The 18,461-nt window shown below is 71.3% G+C and carries 14 protein-coding genes and 2 pseudogenes; 5 read left to right on the top strand and 11 right to left on the bottom strand.

The annotated features are described in order from the left end of the window. Positions 1 to 14 precede the first annotated feature (14 nt). The gene (locus AC067U_RS05915; protein ID WP_478828414.1) at positions 15 to 1,604 is read left to right on the top strand and encodes a Na+/H+ antiporter; all 1,590 of its coding nucleotides are present in this window, start codon (positions 15 to 17) and stop codon (positions 1,602 to 1,604) included. On the opposite strand, the gene AC067U_RS05910 is transcribed toward AC067U_RS05915, so the two are convergent. Beyond that, positions 1,601 to 2,107, bottom strand: coding sequence for an SRPBCC family protein (locus tag AC067U_RS05910; protein ID WP_478828413.1), 507 nt, complete (start codon positions 2,105 to 2,107; stop codon positions 1,601 to 1,603). The two genes, AC067U_RS05915 and AC067U_RS05910, sit on opposite strands and share 4 nt — an antisense overlap. 65 nt (positions 2,108 to 2,172) lie before the next feature. Here AC067U_RS05910 and AC067U_RS05905 point away from each other — a divergent pair, with 65 nt between their 5' ends. Then, positions 2,173 to 2,754, top strand: a complete 582-nt coding sequence (locus AC067U_RS05905) for a TetR/AcrR family transcriptional regulator (RefSeq protein WP_478828412.1) — start codon at positions 2,173 to 2,175, stop codon at positions 2,752 to 2,754. 7 nt (positions 2,755 to 2,761) lie between these two features. On the opposite strand, the gene AC067U_RS05900 is transcribed toward AC067U_RS05905, so the two are convergent. From AC067U_RS05900 to AC067U_RS05890, 3 genes and pseudogenes are all read right to left on the bottom strand, one after another. Further along, positions 2,762 to 3,703 carry a mechanosensitive ion channel family protein gene (locus AC067U_RS05900; RefSeq protein ID WP_478828411.1) on the bottom strand — a complete coding sequence of 314 codons (942 nt, stop codon included), beginning with the start codon at positions 3,701 to 3,703 and terminating at the stop codon, positions 2,762 to 2,764. A gap of 84 nt (positions 3,704 to 3,787) precedes the next feature. Then, positions 3,788 to 4,393 (bottom strand): annotated as a pseudogene (locus AC067U_RS05895) (RNA-guided endonuclease TnpB family protein); the annotation flags it as partial. Positions 4,394 to 4,415: 22 nt separating this feature from the next. After that, positions 4,416 to 4,460, bottom strand: a pseudogene (locus AC067U_RS05890) (hypothetical protein); the annotation flags it as partial. A 152-nt stretch (positions 4,461 to 4,612) separates the two neighbouring features. Between AC067U_RS05890 and AC067U_RS05885 the strand changes: the two are divergent. Further along, complete coding sequence (locus AC067U_RS05885) at positions 4,613 to 5,185, top strand: dienelactone hydrolase family protein (RefSeq protein ID WP_478828410.1); 573 nt, start codon at positions 4,613 to 4,615, stop codon at positions 5,183 to 5,185. Between the two features lie 32 nt (positions 5,186 to 5,217). Here the strand turns inward: AC067U_RS05885 and AC067U_RS05880 are convergent, their stop codons facing one another. The 6 genes from AC067U_RS05880 to AC067U_RS05855 form a co-directional block, all read right to left on the bottom strand. Then, entirely contained in the window at positions 5,218 to 7,047 is a 1,830-nt protein-coding gene (locus tag AC067U_RS05880; RefSeq protein WP_478828409.1) for a serine/threonine-protein kinase, read from the bottom strand. A 34-nt stretch (positions 7,048 to 7,081) separates the two neighbouring features. Next, entirely contained in the window at positions 7,082 to 8,074 is a 993-nt protein-coding gene (locus AC067U_RS05875; RefSeq protein ID WP_478828408.1) for a zinc metalloprotease, read from the bottom strand. A 248-nt stretch (positions 8,075 to 8,322) separates the two neighbouring features. Next, positions 8,323 to 9,978 carry an alkaline phosphatase D family protein gene (locus AC067U_RS05870; protein ID WP_478828407.1) on the bottom strand — a complete coding sequence of 552 codons (1,656 nt, stop codon included), beginning with the start codon at positions 9,976 to 9,978 and terminating at the stop codon, positions 8,323 to 8,325. 171 nt (positions 9,979 to 10,149) lie between these two features. Then, complete coding sequence (locus AC067U_RS05865; RefSeq protein ID WP_478828406.1) at positions 10,150 to 10,944, bottom strand: DsbA family protein; 795 nt, start codon at positions 10,942 to 10,944, stop codon at positions 10,150 to 10,152. 90 nt (positions 10,945 to 11,034) lie between these two features. After that, the gene (locus AC067U_RS05860; RefSeq protein ID WP_478828405.1) at positions 11,035 to 11,727 is read right to left on the bottom strand and encodes a hypothetical protein; all 693 of its coding nucleotides are present in this window, start codon (positions 11,725 to 11,727) and stop codon (positions 11,035 to 11,037) included. 60 nt (positions 11,728 to 11,787) lie between these two features. Beyond that, positions 11,788 to 12,249 carry a MarR family transcriptional regulator gene (locus tag AC067U_RS05855; RefSeq protein ID WP_478828914.1) on the bottom strand — a complete coding sequence of 154 codons (462 nt, stop codon included), beginning with the start codon at positions 12,247 to 12,249 and terminating at the stop codon, positions 11,788 to 11,790. Positions 12,250 to 12,344: 95 nt separating this feature from the next. Here AC067U_RS05855 and AC067U_RS05850 point away from each other — a divergent pair, with 95 nt between their 5' ends. Next, the gene (locus AC067U_RS05850; RefSeq protein ID WP_478828404.1) at positions 12,345 to 13,298 is read left to right on the top strand and encodes an alpha/beta fold hydrolase; all 954 of its coding nucleotides are present in this window, start codon (positions 12,345 to 12,347) and stop codon (positions 13,296 to 13,298) included. 28 nt (positions 13,299 to 13,326) lie between these two features. On the opposite strand, the gene AC067U_RS05845 is transcribed toward AC067U_RS05850, so the two are convergent. Then, entirely contained in the window at positions 13,327 to 14,691 is a 1,365-nt protein-coding gene (locus tag AC067U_RS05845) for a DUF2252 domain-containing protein (RefSeq protein WP_478828403.1), read from the bottom strand. A gap of 173 nt (positions 14,692 to 14,864) precedes the next feature. Here AC067U_RS05845 and dnaE point away from each other — a divergent pair, with 173 nt between their 5' ends. Next, positions 14,865 to 18,404: a DNA polymerase III subunit alpha gene (gene dnaE, locus AC067U_RS05840; protein WP_478828402.1), complete on the top strand. Its 3,540-nt coding sequence runs from the start codon at positions 14,865 to 14,867 to the stop codon at positions 18,402 to 18,404. The last annotated feature ends 57 nt before the right edge of the window (positions 18,405 to 18,461 follow it).

The raw sequence follows: 18,461 nt of genomic DNA, 5'->3' as shown, positions 1-18,461 counted from the left end.
GGCAGGGTGGGGGAGTGGATCAGCTCCTCCTGCTCTTCTTGCTGCTGCTGGGCGCCGTCGTCAGCGTGCCGGTCGGGGACCGGCTGGGTCTGCCCGCGCCGGTCCTGATGACCCTCGGCGGGGTGGTGCTGGCCCTGGTACCCGTCGTGCCGAACGTGGACATCCCGCCCGAATTCATCCTGCCGCTGGTGCTGCCGCCCCTGCTGTACGCCTCCGCGCAGCGCACCTCCTGGCGCCAGTTCGCGGCCAACGTACGGCCGATCCTCCTGCTGGCCGTCGCGCTGGTCTTCGTTACCACCGCGGCCGTCGCCGCCGTCGCGAACGCGGTGGTGCCGGGGCTGCCGCTCGCCGCCGCCCTGGCGCTGGGCGCGCTGGTCGCGCCGCCTGACCCGGTCGCCGCCACCGCCGTGGCCGGCTCGCTGGGGCTGCCGCGCCGCCTGGTGTCGATCCTGGAGGGCGAGGGCCTGTTCAACGACGTGACGGCGATCGTGCTGTACCACGTGGCGATCGCCGCCGCCGTCAGCGGCAGCTTCTCCTGGCCGGAGGCCACCCTGGAGTTCGTGCTGTCGGCGGTGGTCGCCCTCGCCGTCGGCCTGGCCCTGGGCTGGGCGGCCAAGCTGCTGACGGTCCGGCTCGGCGACGCCACCCTGCGGATCGGGCTGACCCTGCTGCTGCCGTTCGTCGCGTACACGCTGGCCGAGGTGCTGATGGGCTCGGGGGTGCTGGCCGTCCTCACCACCGCCCTGTTCCTCGCGGAGTACGCGAGCGACCCCGACGACGTCCTGGGCCGGCTGGCCGGGCACACCTTCTGGGAGGTCGTCGACACGCTGGTCACCGGGGTGGCGTTCGGCCTGATCGGACTGGAGCTGCACCACGTGTTCGGCACGGCCGCGGGCCGCTGGGAGCAGATGGCCGGCTGGGCGGCGGCCGTGGTCGCGGTGGTGGTCGGCGTACGGCTGGCCTGGCTGCTGCCGGCCACCTGGCTGGCGAAACGGCTGCACGGTCGGCGCGACTACGACGAGGAGATCCCCCTCGGCTGGCGGGAGACCGTGGTGATGTGGTGGGCCGGAATGCGCGGGGTGGCCTCGGTCGCGCTGGCTCTGGCGATCCCGCTCCGGACGGACTCCGGTGCCCCTTTCCCCGCCCGCGAAGAGATCATCTTCATCGCCTTCGCCGTCATCATGACCACACTGGTCCTCCAGGGGCTGACCCTGCCCTGGCTGGTCCGCAAGCTGGGCGTCCGGGCGGACACGGACGCCGAGCGGGCCCTGCGGCGGGAGCTGGCGCTGCGCGCTGCGAAGGCGGCGAAGCGCCGCCTCAAGGAGATCCAGGAGGTCGAGGACATCCCCGAGGACCTCCTCGAACAGCTCCAGCGGCGCGCCTACGACGTGGGCGCCCGGATCAGCCCCGACCTGGTCGACGAGGAACGCCGCGAGGCCTATGCGCAGCGGGTCTCCCGGCTCCGTTACGTCCAGCACATTCAGCGGGAGATGATGTCCGCCGCCCGCCACGAGGTCCTCGCCTCGCGCAGCGAGCCGGGCGCCGACCCGGAGGTCGTGGACCGCGTCCTGCGCCACCTGGACGTCCGCAGTCTGCGGCCCTAGCCGCGGTCAGGTCGGCCGGTGCGGGCCAGGGCGCGGAGGAAGCGGACGTACCCGGACCAGCGGGCCGGGCGGGCCACCGTGCCGGTGCAGGCGAGTTCGGCGCGGTCGAGGCCGTCCTCCAGGCAGGCGTCGTGCAGCGGGCGCCAGGCCAGCGGCCAGGTCAGGCGGGCCAGGCCGCTGGTGGACATCGTCAGGGTGTGGTGCAGCAGGGTGTGGTCCGCGTCGACGGGCAGCACGGCCAGCTCGTGGAAGCCGTGGAAGCCCCGCGGCCCGGTGAACCCGAAACGGATCCATTGCCCGGGGGCGTAGCCGGTCACGGTGTAGCGCACCGGCCCGTGCCCGCCGGCCGCGCCGGGCCCCAGCGGCCGGTCGAATTCCATGTACGCCCACGCGGGGCCGGGCCACAGCAGATCGTCCTCCCCGCTCGCGAGGCCGTCGACGAGTGCGCCGACCTCGTCCTCCTTCGCGGCGAGCAGGCGTTCGTGCACGTTGTGGACGCCCATGGGTGCCCTCCCCTCAAGAATATTGGAGACCTCTCTCCAATAAATTGGAGGGTACTCTCTGATTCATGGCGAGACCACCCCGCTTCGACACCGGCCGGCTCCTCGACGCCGCCGTCACCCTCGCGGCCACGGGCGGCCCGGCCGCCGTGACCATGTCGGCCGTCGCCCAGGCCGTCGGCGCACCGAGCGGCTCGGTCTACCACCGGTTCCCCGGGCGTACGGCCCTGCTCGCCGAGGTGTGGCTGCGTACGGTGGAGCGCTTCCAGGAGGGCTACGAGGCGGTGCTCCGCGGCGCACCGGACCCCCGCCGGGCGGCCCGCGCGGCCTCCCGGCACGTGGTGGCCTGGTGCCGGGAGCACCCGGACGAGGCGGCCCTCCTCCTCTACGGCCCCGCCGACTTCGGGCGCGCCGACTGGTCCGAGGAGCACGTCCGGCGCGCCGACGCCGGCAACGGGCGGGTGTTCGCCGCCCTGGGCGGCCTCGCCGAAGCCCTGGGCGCCACCGACGAGCAGGGCCGGGACCGCGTCGCCCTGGCCCTGGTCGACCTCCCGCTGGCCGTGGTCCGCCGCCACCTGCGGGCGGGCACACCGCTGCCGCCGCACGCCGAGGACCTCACCGAGGAGTCCGCGGCGGCGCTGCTGGGCTGAGCGGGAGTCAGGCCCCCGGCCGGTCCTCCTCGCCCGGCGGGGCGGCGGCCGGGGCGGTGGCGATACGGGGGAGGGCATAGGGGTGTTCGGCCACCAGCCAGGCGATCAGGCGCTCGCGGACCGCGCAGCGCAGGGTCCAGAGGTCGTCGGAGTCCTTCGCCGTGACCACCGCGCGCACCTGCACGGTGTGCGGGGTGGTGTCGGTGACCAGCAGTCCGCTCGACCGGCCGTCCCACTCCGGGAGGTCCCCCAGGATCAGCTCCAGCCGTTCCCGCATCAGCTGCACCGGAGCCCGGTGGTCCAGGTGCAGGAAGACCGTGCCCGTCATCTCGGCGCCGCCGCGCGACCAGTTCTCGTAGGGCTTCGAGGTGAAGTACGAGACCGGCATGGTGATCCGGCGCTCGTCCCAGGTGCGCACCACCAGGAAGGTCAGGGTGATCTCCTCGACCTGTCCCCATTCCCTGTCGACGACCACCGTGTCCCCGATCCGGACGGTGTCGCCGAAGGCGATCTGCAGGCCTGCGAAGAGGTTGCCCAGGGTGGACTGGGCGGCGATGCCCGCCACGATTCCCAGCACACCGGCGGAGGCCAGCATCGAGGCGCCGACCGCGCGCATCGCCGGGAAGGTCAGCAGCATCGCGGCCAGGGTCACCACCACCACGACCGCGGTCACCACCCGGTGGATCAGGGTGACCTGGGTGCGCACCCGGCGCACCCTGGCGTCCTGTTCGGGGGCCGCGGAGCCGGCGTAGCGCGCGTACCAGGCGTCGATGACCGCGTCGGCGATCCGGACCAGCAGCCAGGCCGCCGCGCCGATCACCACCAGGGTCAGGGCTCTGCCCCACCAGTCGGCGGGACGGAGGAAGGCCTTCAGGCCGGCGGCGCAGAGCAGCACCAGGGACGGCGGCAGGCAGCGGCGCAGCAGCAGCGTACGGAGCGCGGTCTCCATGTCCTCGACCGTAGCGGACCGCTGTCGGCGGCGGCTGGCACGATGGGCACTTGACGTCCTCCTCTCCCTGAAGGGAGGGGATTCCTACGGCTCGCGCCGTGGGGTTTCCTGCTTTGTCGCCGACTGCCCGCCCGGAATGCTCCGTTGAGGTCTTACACCAGCTCCACAGGCTGTAACGGCCCGTCCGGCCGCCAGAAGGTTCTTCGCCGCGTTCACGTCCCGGTCGTGGGTCGTCCCGCAGCCACACGTCCAGGTACGGACGTGGAGCGGCATCTTCCCTTGAACAGTGCCGCAGGTAGAGCACAGCTTGGAGGAAGGGAACCAGCGGTCCACGACCACCAGGTTCCTGCCGTACCACCGGCTCTTGTATTCCAGCATCATCCGAAGCTCCCGCCACGCGGCATCAATGATGGCGCGGGCGAGGGTGTGATTCCTGACCGTGTGGCGCACGGTCAGGTCCTCGATCACGAGCGTTTGGTTTTCACGCACGAGACGAGTGGTCAGCTTGTGGAGATCGTCCCTGCGACGGTCGGCGATCCGAGCGTGGATCTTCGCCACACGGCGCCGGGCCTTGGACCGGTTGGCTCCGTCGCCCTTGGCCTTACGGGAAAGATCCCGCTGCGCCTCGGCGAGGCGGGCCCGGTCGGCACGTTCGTGCCGGGGGTTGGTGATCTTCTCCCCGGTGGACAGGCGCTGCCTGCGCATCCGTCGGATAGAAGCGGTACTTGAACGCCCGCTTCACGTGAGTCGTGGTCATGGCTCACAAACTAGCGGTGCATGTGAGGATCAAACCCGCGGGTCAGAACACGGCCTTTCGCCCAGGGGGCGAAACCCCGCCCGCTGCCCTGCTCCGCAGGGGGTTTCGTTTCCTCCCCCACCTACAGGTGGGGTATCCACGAAAGGACTTAGATGAACATCGTGCTCTTCCACTCCACGTACGGCCTCCGTCCCGCGGTGCTCTCCGCGGCCGAGCGGCTCCGGGCCGCCGGCCACCAGGTGCATGTGCCCGACCTCTTCGGGGGACGGACCTTCGACACCGTGGAGGAGGGCATGGCCCACCAGGAGGAGATCGGGCGGGACGAGCTGCTCAAGCGGGCCGTGCTGGCCGCCGCCCCCTACTCGGACCGGGGCCTGGTCTACGCGGGCTTCTCGTTCGGCGGCTCGATGGCCCAGCACCTGGCCCTGCACGACGAGAAGGCGCGCGGCCTGCTCCTGCTGCACGGCACCTCCGACATCGCCGACGACGCCTCGGTGGACGAGCTGCCGGTGCAACTGCACGTCGCCGACCCGGATCCCTTCGAGCCGCACGACTGGCTGAACACCTGGTACCTGCGGATGGGCCGGGCCGGAGCGGACGTGGAGGTGCACCGGTACCCGGGTGCCGGGCACCTGTACACCGACCCGGAGCTCCCGGACTACGACGAGGAGGCCGCCGAGCGGACCTGGACGACCGCGCTCGGTTTCCTCGACTCGCTCCGGTAGCGCCGGCGGCTCCCGGGCCCCGCCGGCTCCGGTCAGGAGTGGCGGCAGCGGCCGCCGGGGGCGGTGGCGGGCGGGGTGCACTGGTACGCGTGGTCGGCCCGGTCGTCGCTGAGGTAGCGGCCGATGCACTGGTCTGCGGTGGTCCGTCCCTTCTGCGCGCAGAAGGTGAGGGCCGCCCGGCCGTCGGCGAACGGGCCGGGCGCGTAGACCACCCAGTACCCGGGGTTGAGGGAGGCGTGGTCCCGGCTGAGCAGCAGCCGGGCCTCCGGGACCGTGGCGCGGATCACGGCCAGGCGCTGGTCCCGGGCGGCGGTGCCGGAGCTTTCCGGCTCGGAGTGCAGCTGGGCGATCCAACTGCCGCCGCCGCTGCCGACCGCCGGACCGCCGGTGCCGGGTACGGCGGGCGGTGGCGTGCTCGGTGGCGTGCCCTGTGGTGTGACGGCCGGGGTACCCGTGCCGGCCGCGGTGGTGACGGGTGTGGGGGCGGGGCCCGTTGACGGTGTGCCGGTGGTGCTCGGTGCGGAAGTCGCCGGGGCCGGCCCGGTGGCCGTGGCGACGGCGGGGAGGGTCGGCGAGGCGGTGTCCTTGCCGTCCGTGCCGCCGTTCGCGCCGGGGTCGAACAGCGCGTACCCGCCGATGCCGAGCAGTGCCAGGGCCATCACGGCGGCCGCGGCGGCGAGCGGGGTGACCTTCCGGCGGCGGTCCGGCCCGGTTCCGTAGGGGCCGCCGCCGTTCAGGGTGCCGAGGGTGGGCAGGGCGTCGCGGGGCGTGGCCGCGTGCGGCGGGAAGGGCACGGGTGTGGCCGCAGGTTCCGCCTGCGGGGCGGCCGGCGGCGGCGGAGCGGGGTGCTCCGGTCGTGGGGCCGGGCCCGGCGGCAGCGGGGGCGGCGGGCCGAACCGGTCCACGGACGGCGGCCGGCCCGGTGCGGGCGAGGGCCCGGAGGGAGATCCCGCGGAGGGCTCGGCCGAGGACCCGGGTGAGGGCTCGGGCGGAGCGGCGGGTGCCCGGTCGAGCCGGGTGGGTTCCGGCGGTACGGCGCTGCCCGCGCCGCCGCCGGCGACGGCGGCCAGCAGCCGGTCCAGCCGTTCCGCGTCGGGCCGCGCCGCCGGGTCGCGGACCAGCAGCTCGGCCAGTACGGCGGCCAGCGGTCCGGCCCGGCGGGGCGCGGGTACCGGCTCGTCGAGGACCGCGGCCAGTGTGGCCAGGGTGGTGGCACGGCGCATCGGGCTGACGCCCTCGACGCACACGTAGAGCGTCATGCCCAGCGACCAGAGGTCGGAGGCGGGCAGGTCGGCGCCGCGGATCCGCTCGGGGGCCAGGTATTCGGGCGTCCCGATGACCTCCCCGGTCATCGTGAGCGAGGCGGCGTCCTGCAGGGCGGCGATGCCGAAGTCGGTGAGCACGGCCGAACCGTCGGCGCGCAGCAGTACGTTGGCGGGCTTCACGTCCCGGTGGCGGATCCCGGCCGCGTGCGCGGCCCGCAGCCCGGCGAGCACCTCTCGGCCGGTCCGGGCGGCCTCAACGGGTGACAGCGGTTCACGTTCCAGGCGCTGTTGGAGGGAGGAGCCGGGCAGCAGCTCCATCACCAGCCAGGGGTGCGGGTCCTCGTCGACGATGTGGTGGATGGTGACCACGTTCGGATGGCTGATCCGGGCCTGGGCGCGGGCCTCGCGCAGCACCCGCTCGCGGAGCACCCGCCGGCGCTCCGGATCCTCCGGGCCGGCCGAGGCCCGCACTTCCTTGACGGCCACCTCACGGTGAAGGGCACGGTCCAGCGCTCGCCAGACCGTGCCCATACCCCCGCTGCCGAGCCGCTCAAGCAGCTCGAACCGTCCGTCGATCACGTCCCCCGCGGTGCTCATGCCGCCAGGTTAGGGCAGCGGGGGACGCGGTGACTCAGGCTCCGCGGTACGCCGTCCAGTGGCTGTTCATGCGGGCCACCTGACCGGCGGAGAACTGGTACATGCACGCGTCGTACGTGTAGTCCATGAAGTTGTGGATCGGGTCCTTGCCGGCCTTGCTGGTGCAGGAGTCGCGGCCCTCGGGGCACTCGTACGCGGCGGTCTTCTCGGCCGGGGTGTCGGAGACGGAGTCACCGCTTCCGCTACAGCCGCCCTGGAAGGTGTGGTACAGGCCCATCCAGTGGCCGACCTCGTGGGTGCCGGTGTCGCCCTCGTTGTAGTTGGCCGCGGCGCCGCCCGGCAGCGAGGAGTCGAGCAGGACCACGCCGTCCATCTTCGGCTGCGAGGCGTAGGAGCTCGGGAAGGTGGCCCAGCCGAGCAGACCGCCGGACAGGTTGGCGGTGTAGATGTTCAGCGCGTCGGCGCCGCCCTTGCGCAGGGTGGTCTTCATGTTGGTCTCGGCCGCGGAGCCGTCGGCCAGGTTGTACCAGCTCGCGTTGTCCGTGTAGTCGGTCGAGACCAGCTGGAACTGGAAGTTGCTGTTCACGTTGCCGGTGCCCTGGCCGCCGAAGGCGGAGTTCAGGACGGTGATCTGCTTGCTGACGTCGGTCGCGGTCAGCTTGCCGGTGGTGCCGGAGTGGATGACGTGGAAGTAGACCGGGATGGTCTTGACGGCCTCGGCGGCGCGCAGGCTGCGCTGCGGCTGGTTCTTGAGGGCCTTGTCCAGCTTCACCTTGAGGTCGGCGTCCATGGCCTTGGCCTGGGCGTCGCTGACCTCGTTGGGCTCGGCGGCCTTCGGGCCCTGCGGCTTGGCCACGCGGGCGTTGGCCGGAGCGTCGGCCGCCTCGACACACGCCTCGGCCGGGGTCTTGGCCGCGGCGACCGAGGTGGGGCCGGCCAGCGGCGACAGCGCCAGGGCACCGGCCAGGGCGGCGGAGCCGATCAGGCGGCGACGGAGGGTGGGGGATATGCGGGCAACGGCGCGCACGTGTGCTCCTCGCAAGTGGTGGGGGGTTACTGGCCGGGAAAGATCTCCCGGTTGGCGCGAAGCTTACGTGTGCATGTCATCGAGACGTCAAGACGTCTGACGTAAAAGAATTGTTGCCGAATACGCACAGCGGCGCCCGGAGATTTTCCGGGCACCGCCGTCGGCCGTAAATTTGACGGTGTATCAGGAGTGAAACTCCGTCAAGGGTCTGTCAGGTTCGGTCAGACCCTTCTCGGGCTTCCGTCAGGTCATCGGACGGGCTGGTACACCCGCTCCACCTTCTGGGTACCGTTCATGGTCCGGTACGAGCGCGACCAGGCCGAGGTCGCGTCCGCGCGCTTCTTGTTGGACACCACGTAGTAGTCCATCTGGGAGCGCTCGGCGGTCACGTCGAGGACGCCGTAGCCGTGGTCGTCCATGTCCAGCCACTTCACGTGCCAGTTCGCGGCCTTGATGGCGGATTCGGCCACCAGCGAGGCCGTGTTCGACGGCACGTGCAGCAGGTCGTCGATGTTGTCCGAGGTCACCGAGGTCACCACGAACTCGGTGGCGGCGGTGCCCGAGCCCGGGTAGGTCGCCATGTTCACCGGGACCTCGTTCGCCCACGCCATGTGGATGTCGCCGGTGAGGAACACCGTGTTCCTGATGTTCCGGCTCTTCAGGTGGCCGAGCAGTTCCTTGCGGTCGTCCGTGTACCCGTCCCACTGGTCCACGTTGATCGCCAGGCCGCCCTCGGGGAGCCCAAGCAGCTTCGTCAGCGGGGCCAGCAGGTGTGCCGGGAGCGAGCCGAAGGCCACCGGCGAGATCATCACCGAGGTGCCGACCAGTTTCCAGGTCGCGTCCGAGGCCGCCAGGCCCGACTTGAGCCAGTCCAGCTGGGCCCGGCCGGTGATGGTGCGCTCGGGGTCGTCCACCCCGCCGCTGCCGAGCTTGACCTGCTGGGAGCGGAACGAGCGCAGGTCGAGCAGGTGGAGGTCGGCCAGGGTGCCGAAGCGCAGCCGCCGGTAGACGGTGCCCGCGACGGAGGTGCGGACCGGCATCCACTCGAAGTACGCCTGCTTGGCGGCCGCCGCACGGGCCGCCCAGTCGCCCTCGGCGCCCGGGGTGTGGTTCTCGGCGCCGCCGGACCACATGTCGTTCGCGAACTCGTGGTCGTCCCAGATGGCGATGACCGGGTGGGCGGCGTGCAGGGCCTGGAGGTCGGCGTCCGTCTTGTACTTGCCGTGCCGGGTCCGGTAGTCGGAGAGGGTGGTGATCTCGTGCGCGGGCTCGTGGCGGCGGACGACGTACTTATCCTCCGGGTAACCCCCGGTCTGGTACTCGTAGATGTAGTCGCCGAGGTGCAGGATCGCGTCCAGGTCGGCGCGGGCCGCCAGGTGCCGGTAGGCCGAGAAGTAGCCGGACTCCCAGTTGGCGCAGGACACCACGCCGAAGCGGACCCCCGCGGCGGTGGTGTCGTGGGCCGGGGTGGTGCGGGTGCGGCCCACCGGGGAGACGGTGGCTCCTGCGCTGAACCGGTAGAAGTACGCCGTCTGGGGCCGCAGTCCCCGCACGTCGGCCTTGACGGTGTGGTCCTCGGCGGCGGAGGCGGTCAGGCTGCCGCTCGCGACGATCCGGGAGAAGCCCTTGTCCTCGGCGACTTCCCAGGAGACCTGGGTGTCGGGGCCGTTGCCGGAGCCGGGGACCGCCTCGGGGGTGGGGGTGACGCGGGTCCACAGCAGGACCCCGTCGGGGAGCGGGTCGCCGGAGGCGACGCCGTGCAGGAACGCCGGGGCGTTCTCGGCCGCCTGCGCGGTTCCGCCGGCGAAGGCCAGCGGGGCGAGGGCGGCGGTGGCGGCCGCGGCCAGGACGACCGTGCGGCGGCGCGGCGAAGCCGCTGGATCGAGGGGGAGTTGACTGGTCACGGCCGGTCATATTACTGGCCAGTATGACGAATTTAACACCCCTCGGACGGCAACGGGCGGGCGAACTCCAGGAGTCCGCCCGCCCGTTGGGAGGAAGGTGATGTTCCGGCCGGACGGGGATATACCGCCCGTTCCGGGGTCGGCCGGTCCGGGGACCGGCCCGTTGCGGGGTCAGCCCTTGAGGGCCTTGTCGATCGCCTCGTTGAACGCCGCCGGCGTCTGCGGGATCTCGATCTTCTTGCCGTCCATCATCAGGGTCGGCGTGCCCTTGACGCCCGACGCGTCGAAGGACTTCGACATCTCCAGCGCCCACCGGTCGTACGTGCCGTCCTTCACGGCCTGCTGGAACCCGGCGTTGCCCTTCAGCGCGGCCACCCCGTCGGCCACCTTGATCAGGTAGTCGTCCTTGGCGAAGGCGTCCTTGGTCTCCTCGGGGTGGTTCTGCTTCGAGTACAGCGCCGCCTTGTACTCCAGGAAGGCCTCGGGGCTGACGTTCAGCGCCGCGCCCAGCGCGCTCAGCGCGTTCTTCGAGCCCTCGCCGGTGACGCCCTTGTCGATGAAGGTCGCCCCGACGTAGCGCAGCTTGTACTTGCCCGCCTCCACGTCCTTCTTGACCTGGTCGCCCATCGACTGCTCGAACGCGGCGCAGGCCGGGCAGCGCGAGTCCTCGTACAGCTCCAGGGTCTTCTTGGCCTCGGGCTTGCCGATGACCACGGTGGTGCCCTTGTCCCCGGTGGCGTTCTTCGGCGTCACCAGCGCGGCGGTCTCGGCCTTCTCCCAGGCGTCCGGCTTGGTCATCTCCATGACCAGGTAGCCGATGCCGCCGGCCAGCGCCAGCACGCCGACGACCGAGCCGGCCACGATGGCCTGCCGGCGCGCCTTGTCCTTCTTCGCCTGGGCCTCGCGCTCCTGGCGCAGCCGCTCGCGGGCCGCGGCCTTGTTGGCCTTGTTGTTGCGTGCGCTCATGGTGGTACTCCGTGGTGAGGTGTGCGGGGTCTCCCCGCGGGCCTGGCCCAGGGGGGAGGGTGAGGGATCCTGCCGTTGCGTCTGTTCCGCTCAGGCGCCGGAGGGCGCCGCGGCGAACGCGGGCGGACCCCGCCGTCCCACGGAGTGCACGGGGAACCGGGTCCGGGCCCGTGCGGCGGCGCGCGCCGTACGGACCGCCCGGCGGGCCGGCCGGGACACCGCGGTGACGACGGCCACCGCCAGTGCCAGCGGGCGGAAGGCCAGCGCGGCCGTCGTCCGCAGGAGCCGGCCCAGCGACCGCTCGCCCTGCCACAGCCATACGGCGGCCGTCAGCGCGACCGAGACGTGGGCGGCCAGCAGCAGCCAGGGGGTCCAGGGAGCCGGGGAAGAGAGCAGCGCCGCGGCGCTGCCGGCCGGACCGGTCACCTCGACGAGCGGTCCGCCGAGCGGAGCGCCGCCGCAGAGTTCCTCCAGCCCCAGCGCGCGCAGCGGTCCGGCGACCGGGCCTCCCGCGGGGCCGTAACAGAGGTGCTGGCCGGCCGTGAAGACGGTGTCGGCGGCCAGTTCCAGCGGCACCAGCAGCCCGGCGATCGGGCCGAGGCCGCGCTCGCGCCCGGCCAGTGCGTAGGCGATCACAAAGACGGAGGCGAAGGCGCCGAGTACCAGGGAGGGCGGCAGCGGCACCCGGGACAGCAGGACATGGGAGCCGGACGAGAGCAGCACGACGAACGCGCTGAACAGCGCCGCCCGCAGCCCCCTGAGCCGTGCTCCTGATACGTCCATCCGTGCGAGTGTGCCACGCCTTCCTGTGAAAAGAGGATTCGGTGGTCGCGGACGGCCGGATCAGGGGCGCAGGTTGGCCAGGGCGTCCGGCGGGAGGTGCCGGGCCAGCACCTCCAGTGCCGCGGTGACCTCGCTCAAGGCGGTCGCGTCGGCGGTGCCGAGGGCGGCGGCGAGGGCGGACTCGATGCGGGTGGCGCGTACCTGCGCGACCCGTTCGGAGAGCTCCTCGGCCGGCCGGACCAGCAGGCGGCGGCCGTCGGCGGGGTCGGGGGAGGTCACCACCGAGCCGGCCTTCTTCAGCCGGGCGACGGCCGTGGAGACCTGGCTCTGCGGCAGCCCGGTGCGGCGGGCGATCTCGCCGACCGCGCTGCCGGGGTGGGCGGTGATGTCGCTGAGGGCGATGAGCACCGCGCGGGCGCCCTGCGCGGCGGGGCCCTCGCCGGCCGCCTCCGGGGCCGGCAGCGCTTCCTCGCCGATCTTCATCAGGGTCCGGCCGAGCAGGAAGAGCTCGACCGCGCTCATGCTGTCGCTCACCGGGCCACGGTACATCGCGATGGATTCATCTTTTCCGATCCATCTCTATTGATGAATCTAAATCGATGGATTACGGTGGGGGCATGACGAAGACGAACAGCGCGAAGACGAACAGCGCGAAGACGAACGGCACGAAGACGGCCGACGGTGCGAACGGCACGCGTGAGGGGATGCTCCGGGTGCCCGGGGCGGAGCTGTACTACGAGCTGCGGGGGAGCGGGCCGCTGCTCCTCGTCGCGCAGAGCGGCGAGGGGAACGCCGGCCGCAGCGTCGACCTGGTGGACCGGCTCGCCCAGGACCACACCGTGCTCACCTACGACCGCCGGGGGCTGTCCCGCAGCGCCCTACCGCCGGGCCGGGGCGTGACGATGGAGGAGCACGCCGACGACGTCCACCGGCTGCTGGCCGAGCTGACCGGCGAACCGGCGATCATGCTGGGACTCAGCCTGGGCGCCTCGATCGGACTGCACCTCGCGGTCCGCCACCCCGGACAGCTGTCGGTCCTGATCGCCCACGAGCCGGTGACCCCCCGGCTGCTGCCCGCCGCGGAGCGGCACCGGCACGAGCAGGAGCTCAGGGAGATACAGGAGCACTACCGGCGGGACGGGCTGCTGCCCGCACTCGGCGAGGTGGCACGGGTGCTCGGCATCGACCCGGTCGCCCAGGACCGCGAACGCGGACTGACCCCGCAGCCGGGCCTGTCCGAGCGCGCCGCCGACTTCGACTTCTTCCTGACCCGCGACCTCACCGCGATCGTCGAGGACAGCTTCGCCCCGGCGGAGCTGGCGCGCCTGGCCGGCCCGGCGGCGCGGACCGGGGCGGGCCCGCGGATCGTGCCGGTGACCGGCCGCACCACCCCGCGCACCGTCTTCGACCACCGGTGCGCCGAGGAACTGGCCGCGCTGCTCGGCACGGAGACGGCCGAGTTCCCCGGCGGGCACAACGGCAACCTCACGCACCCGGCGGCCTGGGCCGCGCGGCTGCGCGAGGTGCTCGCCGAGGACCGGCGCCGGGCGGAGGGGGTGCTCGGCGCATGACCCGGCGGGGGACCGGGAATCCCGCGGTCTACGACACGTTCATGATCCGGCCGTTGCGGAAAAGGTCGACGAAGATCTGGTGATCCGACCGGGCGCGGGCGCCGTAGGCGTGGGCGAAGTCGACCAGCAGGCCCGCGAAGCCGGCCTCGTCCGCCGCGATCGCCGCGTCGATGGCGCGTTCCGTGGAGAAGGGGACCAGCGACTGGCCGCTCTCGTCCGCGTCGGCCGCCGCGTGCATGGAGGCCGTCGCCCGGCCGAGGTCCGCGATCACCGCCGCGATCTCCTCGGGGTCGTCGATGTCGGACCAGTCCAGGTCCACCGCGTACGGGGAGACCTCCGCGACCAGCTGTCCGGCGCCGTCCAGCTCCGTCCAGCCCAGCCACGGGTCGGCGTGTGCCTGCAGGGCCCGCTGGGAGATCACCGTGCGGTGTCCCTCGTGGTGGAAGTACTCCCGGACCTCGCGGTCCGTGATGTGCCGGGACACCGCCGGGGTCTGCGCCTGCTTGACGTAGATCACGACGTCGTTCTCCAGGGCGTCGCTGTGCCCCTCCAGGAGGATGTTGTACGAAGGCAGGCCGGCCGAGCCGATGCCGATGCCCCGGCGGCCCACCACGTCCTTCACCCGGTACGAGTCCGGGCGCAGCAGGCTCGACTCCGGCAGGGTCTCCAGATAGCCGTCGAAGGCGGCCAGCACCTTGTAGCGGGTCGCGGCGTCCAGTTCTATGGAGCCCCCGCCGGCGGTGAAGCGGCGCTCGTGCTCGCGGATCTCCGTCATCGAGTCCAGGAGCGCGAACCGGGTCCGGGCCCGGGCCGAGCGGAGTGCGTCCAGCAGCGCTCCCTCGGAGGTGTCCAGGGTGAAGGAGGGCAGCTCCAGCGCGTCACGGTGCTTGGCGCTGGCGGCCAGCAGGTGGATGCGTTCCCGGTAGGCGGCGGCGTAGACCCGCACCAGCCCGCTGATCTGCTCGTCGCTGAGCGCCTTGGAGTAGCCGATCAGCGCCACCGAGGCGGCAAACCGCTTCAGGTCCCAGGTGAAGGGGCCGACGTACGCCTCGTCGAAGTCGTTCACGTTGAAGATCAGCCGGCCGGTGGAGTCCATGTACGTGCCGAAGTTCTCGGCGTGCAGATCGCCGTGGATCCAGACCCGGCCGGTCCGCTCGTCCAGGTAGGGCCCGACCCCCCGGCTCCCACCGCCCCGCCCAGCGCACTCGTGCTCCAGGTCGGCGTAGAAGAGGCAGGCCGTCCCCCGGTAGAAGGCGAAAGCGGAGGCCGCCATCTTGCGGAACTTCACCTGGAACGCTGCGGGGTCCGCGGCCAGCAGCTCACCGAAGGCGGTGTCGAACACGTCGAGGATCTGCTCGGCGCGCTGCTCGTTCGTGGTGTCGGGGACCGCCATGGCGGGTGCCTCCTGGTGGCGCTGGCTCTATCGGTTTCCGGACAGGTGTCCTGGCTGTGCAACGGGCGACGCTACTCCCGCGTGCCCGGTTCCCGGCACCCCCTTCCGCCGCTCGGATCGACGTAGGATTCAGAGCTGCCCCCCGTCTCCCTCGTGCTCTGGAGCCTCCCGCCGTGACCAAGCCGCCGTTCACGCACCTGCACGTCCACACCCAGTACTCCCTGCTGGACGGTGCCGCGCGGCTGAAGGACATGTTCAACGCGTGCGGCGAGATGGGCATGACCCATATCGCCATGTCCGACCACGGCAACCTGCACGGGGCGTACGACTTCTTCCACTCCGCGCAGAAGGCCGGGATCACGCCGATCATCGGCATCGAGGCGTACGTCGCCCCCGAGTCCCGGCGCAACAAGCGGAGGATCCAGTGGGGCCAGCCGCACCAGAAGCGGGACGACGTCTCCGGTTCCGGCGGTTACACCCACAAGACCATCTGGGCGGCGAACAACACCGGTCTGCACAACCTCTACCGGCTGTCCTCCGACGCCTACGCCGAGGGCTGGCTGACCAAGTGGCCCCGGATGGACAAGGAGACCATCGCCCAGTGGTCCGAGGGGCTGATCGCCTCCACCGGCTGCCCCTCCGGCGAGGTGCAGACCAGGCTCCGCCTCGGCCAGTTCGACGAGGCCATCAAGGCGGCCTCCGACTACAAGGACATCTTCGGCGAGGGCCGCTACTTCCTGGAGCTGATGGACCACGGCATCGAGATCGAGCGCCGGGTCCGCGACGGCCTGCTGGAGATCGGCAAGAAGCTCGGCATCCCGCCGCTGGTCACCAACGACTCCCACTACACCTACGCGCACGAGGCCGGCGCGCACGACGCCCTGCTCTGCATCCAGACCGGCAAGAACCTCTCCGACCCGGACCGGTTCCGCTTCGACGGCTCCGGCTACTACCTGAAGTCCACGGACGAGATGTACGCCATCGACTCCTCGGACGCCTGGCAGGAGGGCTGCGCGAACACCCGCCTGGTGGCCGAGCAGGTCGACACCGAGGGCATGTTCAAGTTCCGGAACCTGATGCCGAAGTTCGACATCCCGGAGGGCTACACCGAGGTCACCTGGTTCCGCGAGGAGACCATGAAGGGGATGCACCGCCGCTTCCCCGGCGGGATCCCCGAGGACCGCATGAAGCAGGTCGAGTACGAGATGGACACGATCATCTCGATGGGCTTCCCCGGCTACTTCCTCGTGGTCGCCGACTTCATCATGTGGGCCAAGAACCAGGGCATCGCGGTGGGCCCCGGCCGAGGCTCCGCGGCCGGCTCGATCGTCGCGTACGCGATGGGCATCACCGACCTCGACCCGATCCCGCACGGCCTGATCTTCGAGCGGTTCCTCAACCCCGAGCGCGTGTCCATGCCCGATGTCGACATCGACTTCGACGAGCGTCGGCGCGTCGAGGTGATCCGGTACGTGACCGAGAAGTACGGCGCCGACAAGGTCGCCATGATCGGCACGTACGGCACCATCAAGGCCAAGAACGCGATCAAGGACTCGGCGCGCGTGCTGGGCTACCCGTACGCCATGGGCGACCGGCTCACCAAGGCGATGCCCGCCGACGTCCTCGGCAAGGGCATCCCGCTCTCCGGCATCCTCGACCCCTCGCACCCCCGCTACAGCGAGGCCGGCGAGATCCGCAGCATGTACGAGAACGAGCCCGACGTGAAGAAGGTCATCGACACCGCGCGCGGCGTCGAGGGCCTGGTCCGCCAGATGGGCGTGCACGCCGCCGGCGTGATCATGTCCAGCGAGCGGATCACCGACCACGTCCCCGTCTGGGTGCGGCACACCGACGGCGTCACCATCACCCAGTGGGACTACCCGAGCTGCGAGTCGCTCGGCCTGCTGAAGATGGACTTCCTGGGCCTGCGCAACCTCACGATCATGGACGACGCCGTCAAGATGGTGAAGGCCAACAAGGGGATCGACATCGACCTCCTGGCCCTCCCGCTGGACGACCCCAAGACCTTCGAGCTGCTCCAGCGCGGTGACACCCTCGGCGTCTTCCAGTTCGACGGCGGCCCCATGCGCTCCCTGCTGCGCCTGATGAAGCCCGACAACTTCGAAGACATCTCCGCCGTGTCCGCCCTCTACCGGCCGGGCCCGATGGGCATGAACTCGCACACGAACTACGCCCTGCGCAAGAACAAGCAGCAGGAGATCACCCCGATCCACCCCGAGCTGGAGAAGCCCCTCGAAGAGGTGCTCGCGGTCACCTACGGCCTGATCGTCTACCAGGAGCAGGTGCAGAAGGCCGCCCAGATCATCGCCGGCTACTCGCTCGGCGAGGCCGACATCCTCCGCCGCGTGATGGGCAAGAAGAAGCCCGAGGAACTGGCGAAGAACTTCACGATCTTCCAGGAGGGCGCCCGGAAGAACGGCTACAGCGACCAGGCCATCCAGGCCCTCTGGGACGTCCTGGTCCCCTTCGCCGGCTACGCCTTCAACAAGGCCCACTCGGCCGCGTACGGCCTGGTCTCGTACTGGACCGCCTACCTCAAGGCGAACTTCCCGGCCGAGTACATGGCGGGCCTGCTCACCTCGGTCAAGGACGACAAGGACAAGTCCGCGATCTACCTCAACGAGTGCCGCCGCATGGGCATCAAGGTGCTCCCGCCGAACGTCAACGAGTCCGAGTCGAACTTCGCGGCCCAGGGCGACGACGTGATCCTCTTCGGCCTCACCGCCGTGCGCAACGTCGGCCAGAACGTCGTGGACTCGATCATCAAGACGCGGAAGTCGAAGGGGAAGTACGCCTCCTTCCCCGACTTCCTGGACAAGGTGGAGGCCGTGGTCTGCAACAAGCGGACCATCGAGTCGCTGATCAAGGCCGGCGCGTACGACGAGATGGGCCACACCCGCAAGGGCCTGGTCGCCCACCACGAGCCGATGATCGACAACGTGGTGGCGGTCAAGCGCAAGGAGGCCGAGGGACAGTTCGACCTGTTCGGCGGAATGGGTGAGGAGGAGAGCAGCGAGCCCGGCTTCGGCCTCGACGTCGAGTTCTCCGACGTGGAGTGGGAGAAGTCCTACCTGCTCGCGCAGGAGCGCGAGATGCTCGGCCTGTACGTCTCCGACCACCCGCTGTTCGGCCTGGAGCACGTCCTCTCCGACAAGACCGACGCCGGCATCTCCCAGCTGACCGGCGGGGAGCACAGCGACGGCGCGGTCGTCACCATCGGCGGCATCATCTCCGGCCTCCAGCGGAAGATGACCAAGCAGGGCAACGCCTGGGCCATCGCCACCGTGGAGGACCTGGCCGGCTCCATCGAGTGCATGTTCTTCCCGGCCACCTACCAGCTGGTGTCCACCCAGCTGGTCGAGGACGCCGTGGTGTTCGTCAAGGGCCGCCTGGACAAGCGGGAGGACGTGCCCCGGCTGGTCGCCATGGAGCTGATGGTCCCCGACCTGTCCTCGGCCGGCACCAACGCGCCCGTGGTGCTCACCATCCCGGCGCTGAAGGTCACTCCGCCGATGGTCACCCGGCTCGGGGAGATCCTCCGCCACCACAAGGGCAACACCGAGGTGCGGATCAAGCTCCAGGGGCCGCGCTCCACGACCGTGCTGCGGCTGGACCGGCACCGGGTGCAGCCCGACCCGGCGCTGTTCGGCGACCTGAAGGTGCTGCTCGGCCCGAGCTGCCTGGCCGGCTGACCCGGCCGGCTCCCCCGGGAGGGAGAGCCCCGTACACACCAGGGCGCCCCCGGCCGC

This window comes from Streptomyces sp. NPDC043853, assembly GCF_056436025.1.
The sequence above is the reverse complement of the archived record's forward strand: the minus strand, read 5'-3'. Positions and strand labels throughout refer to the sequence as shown.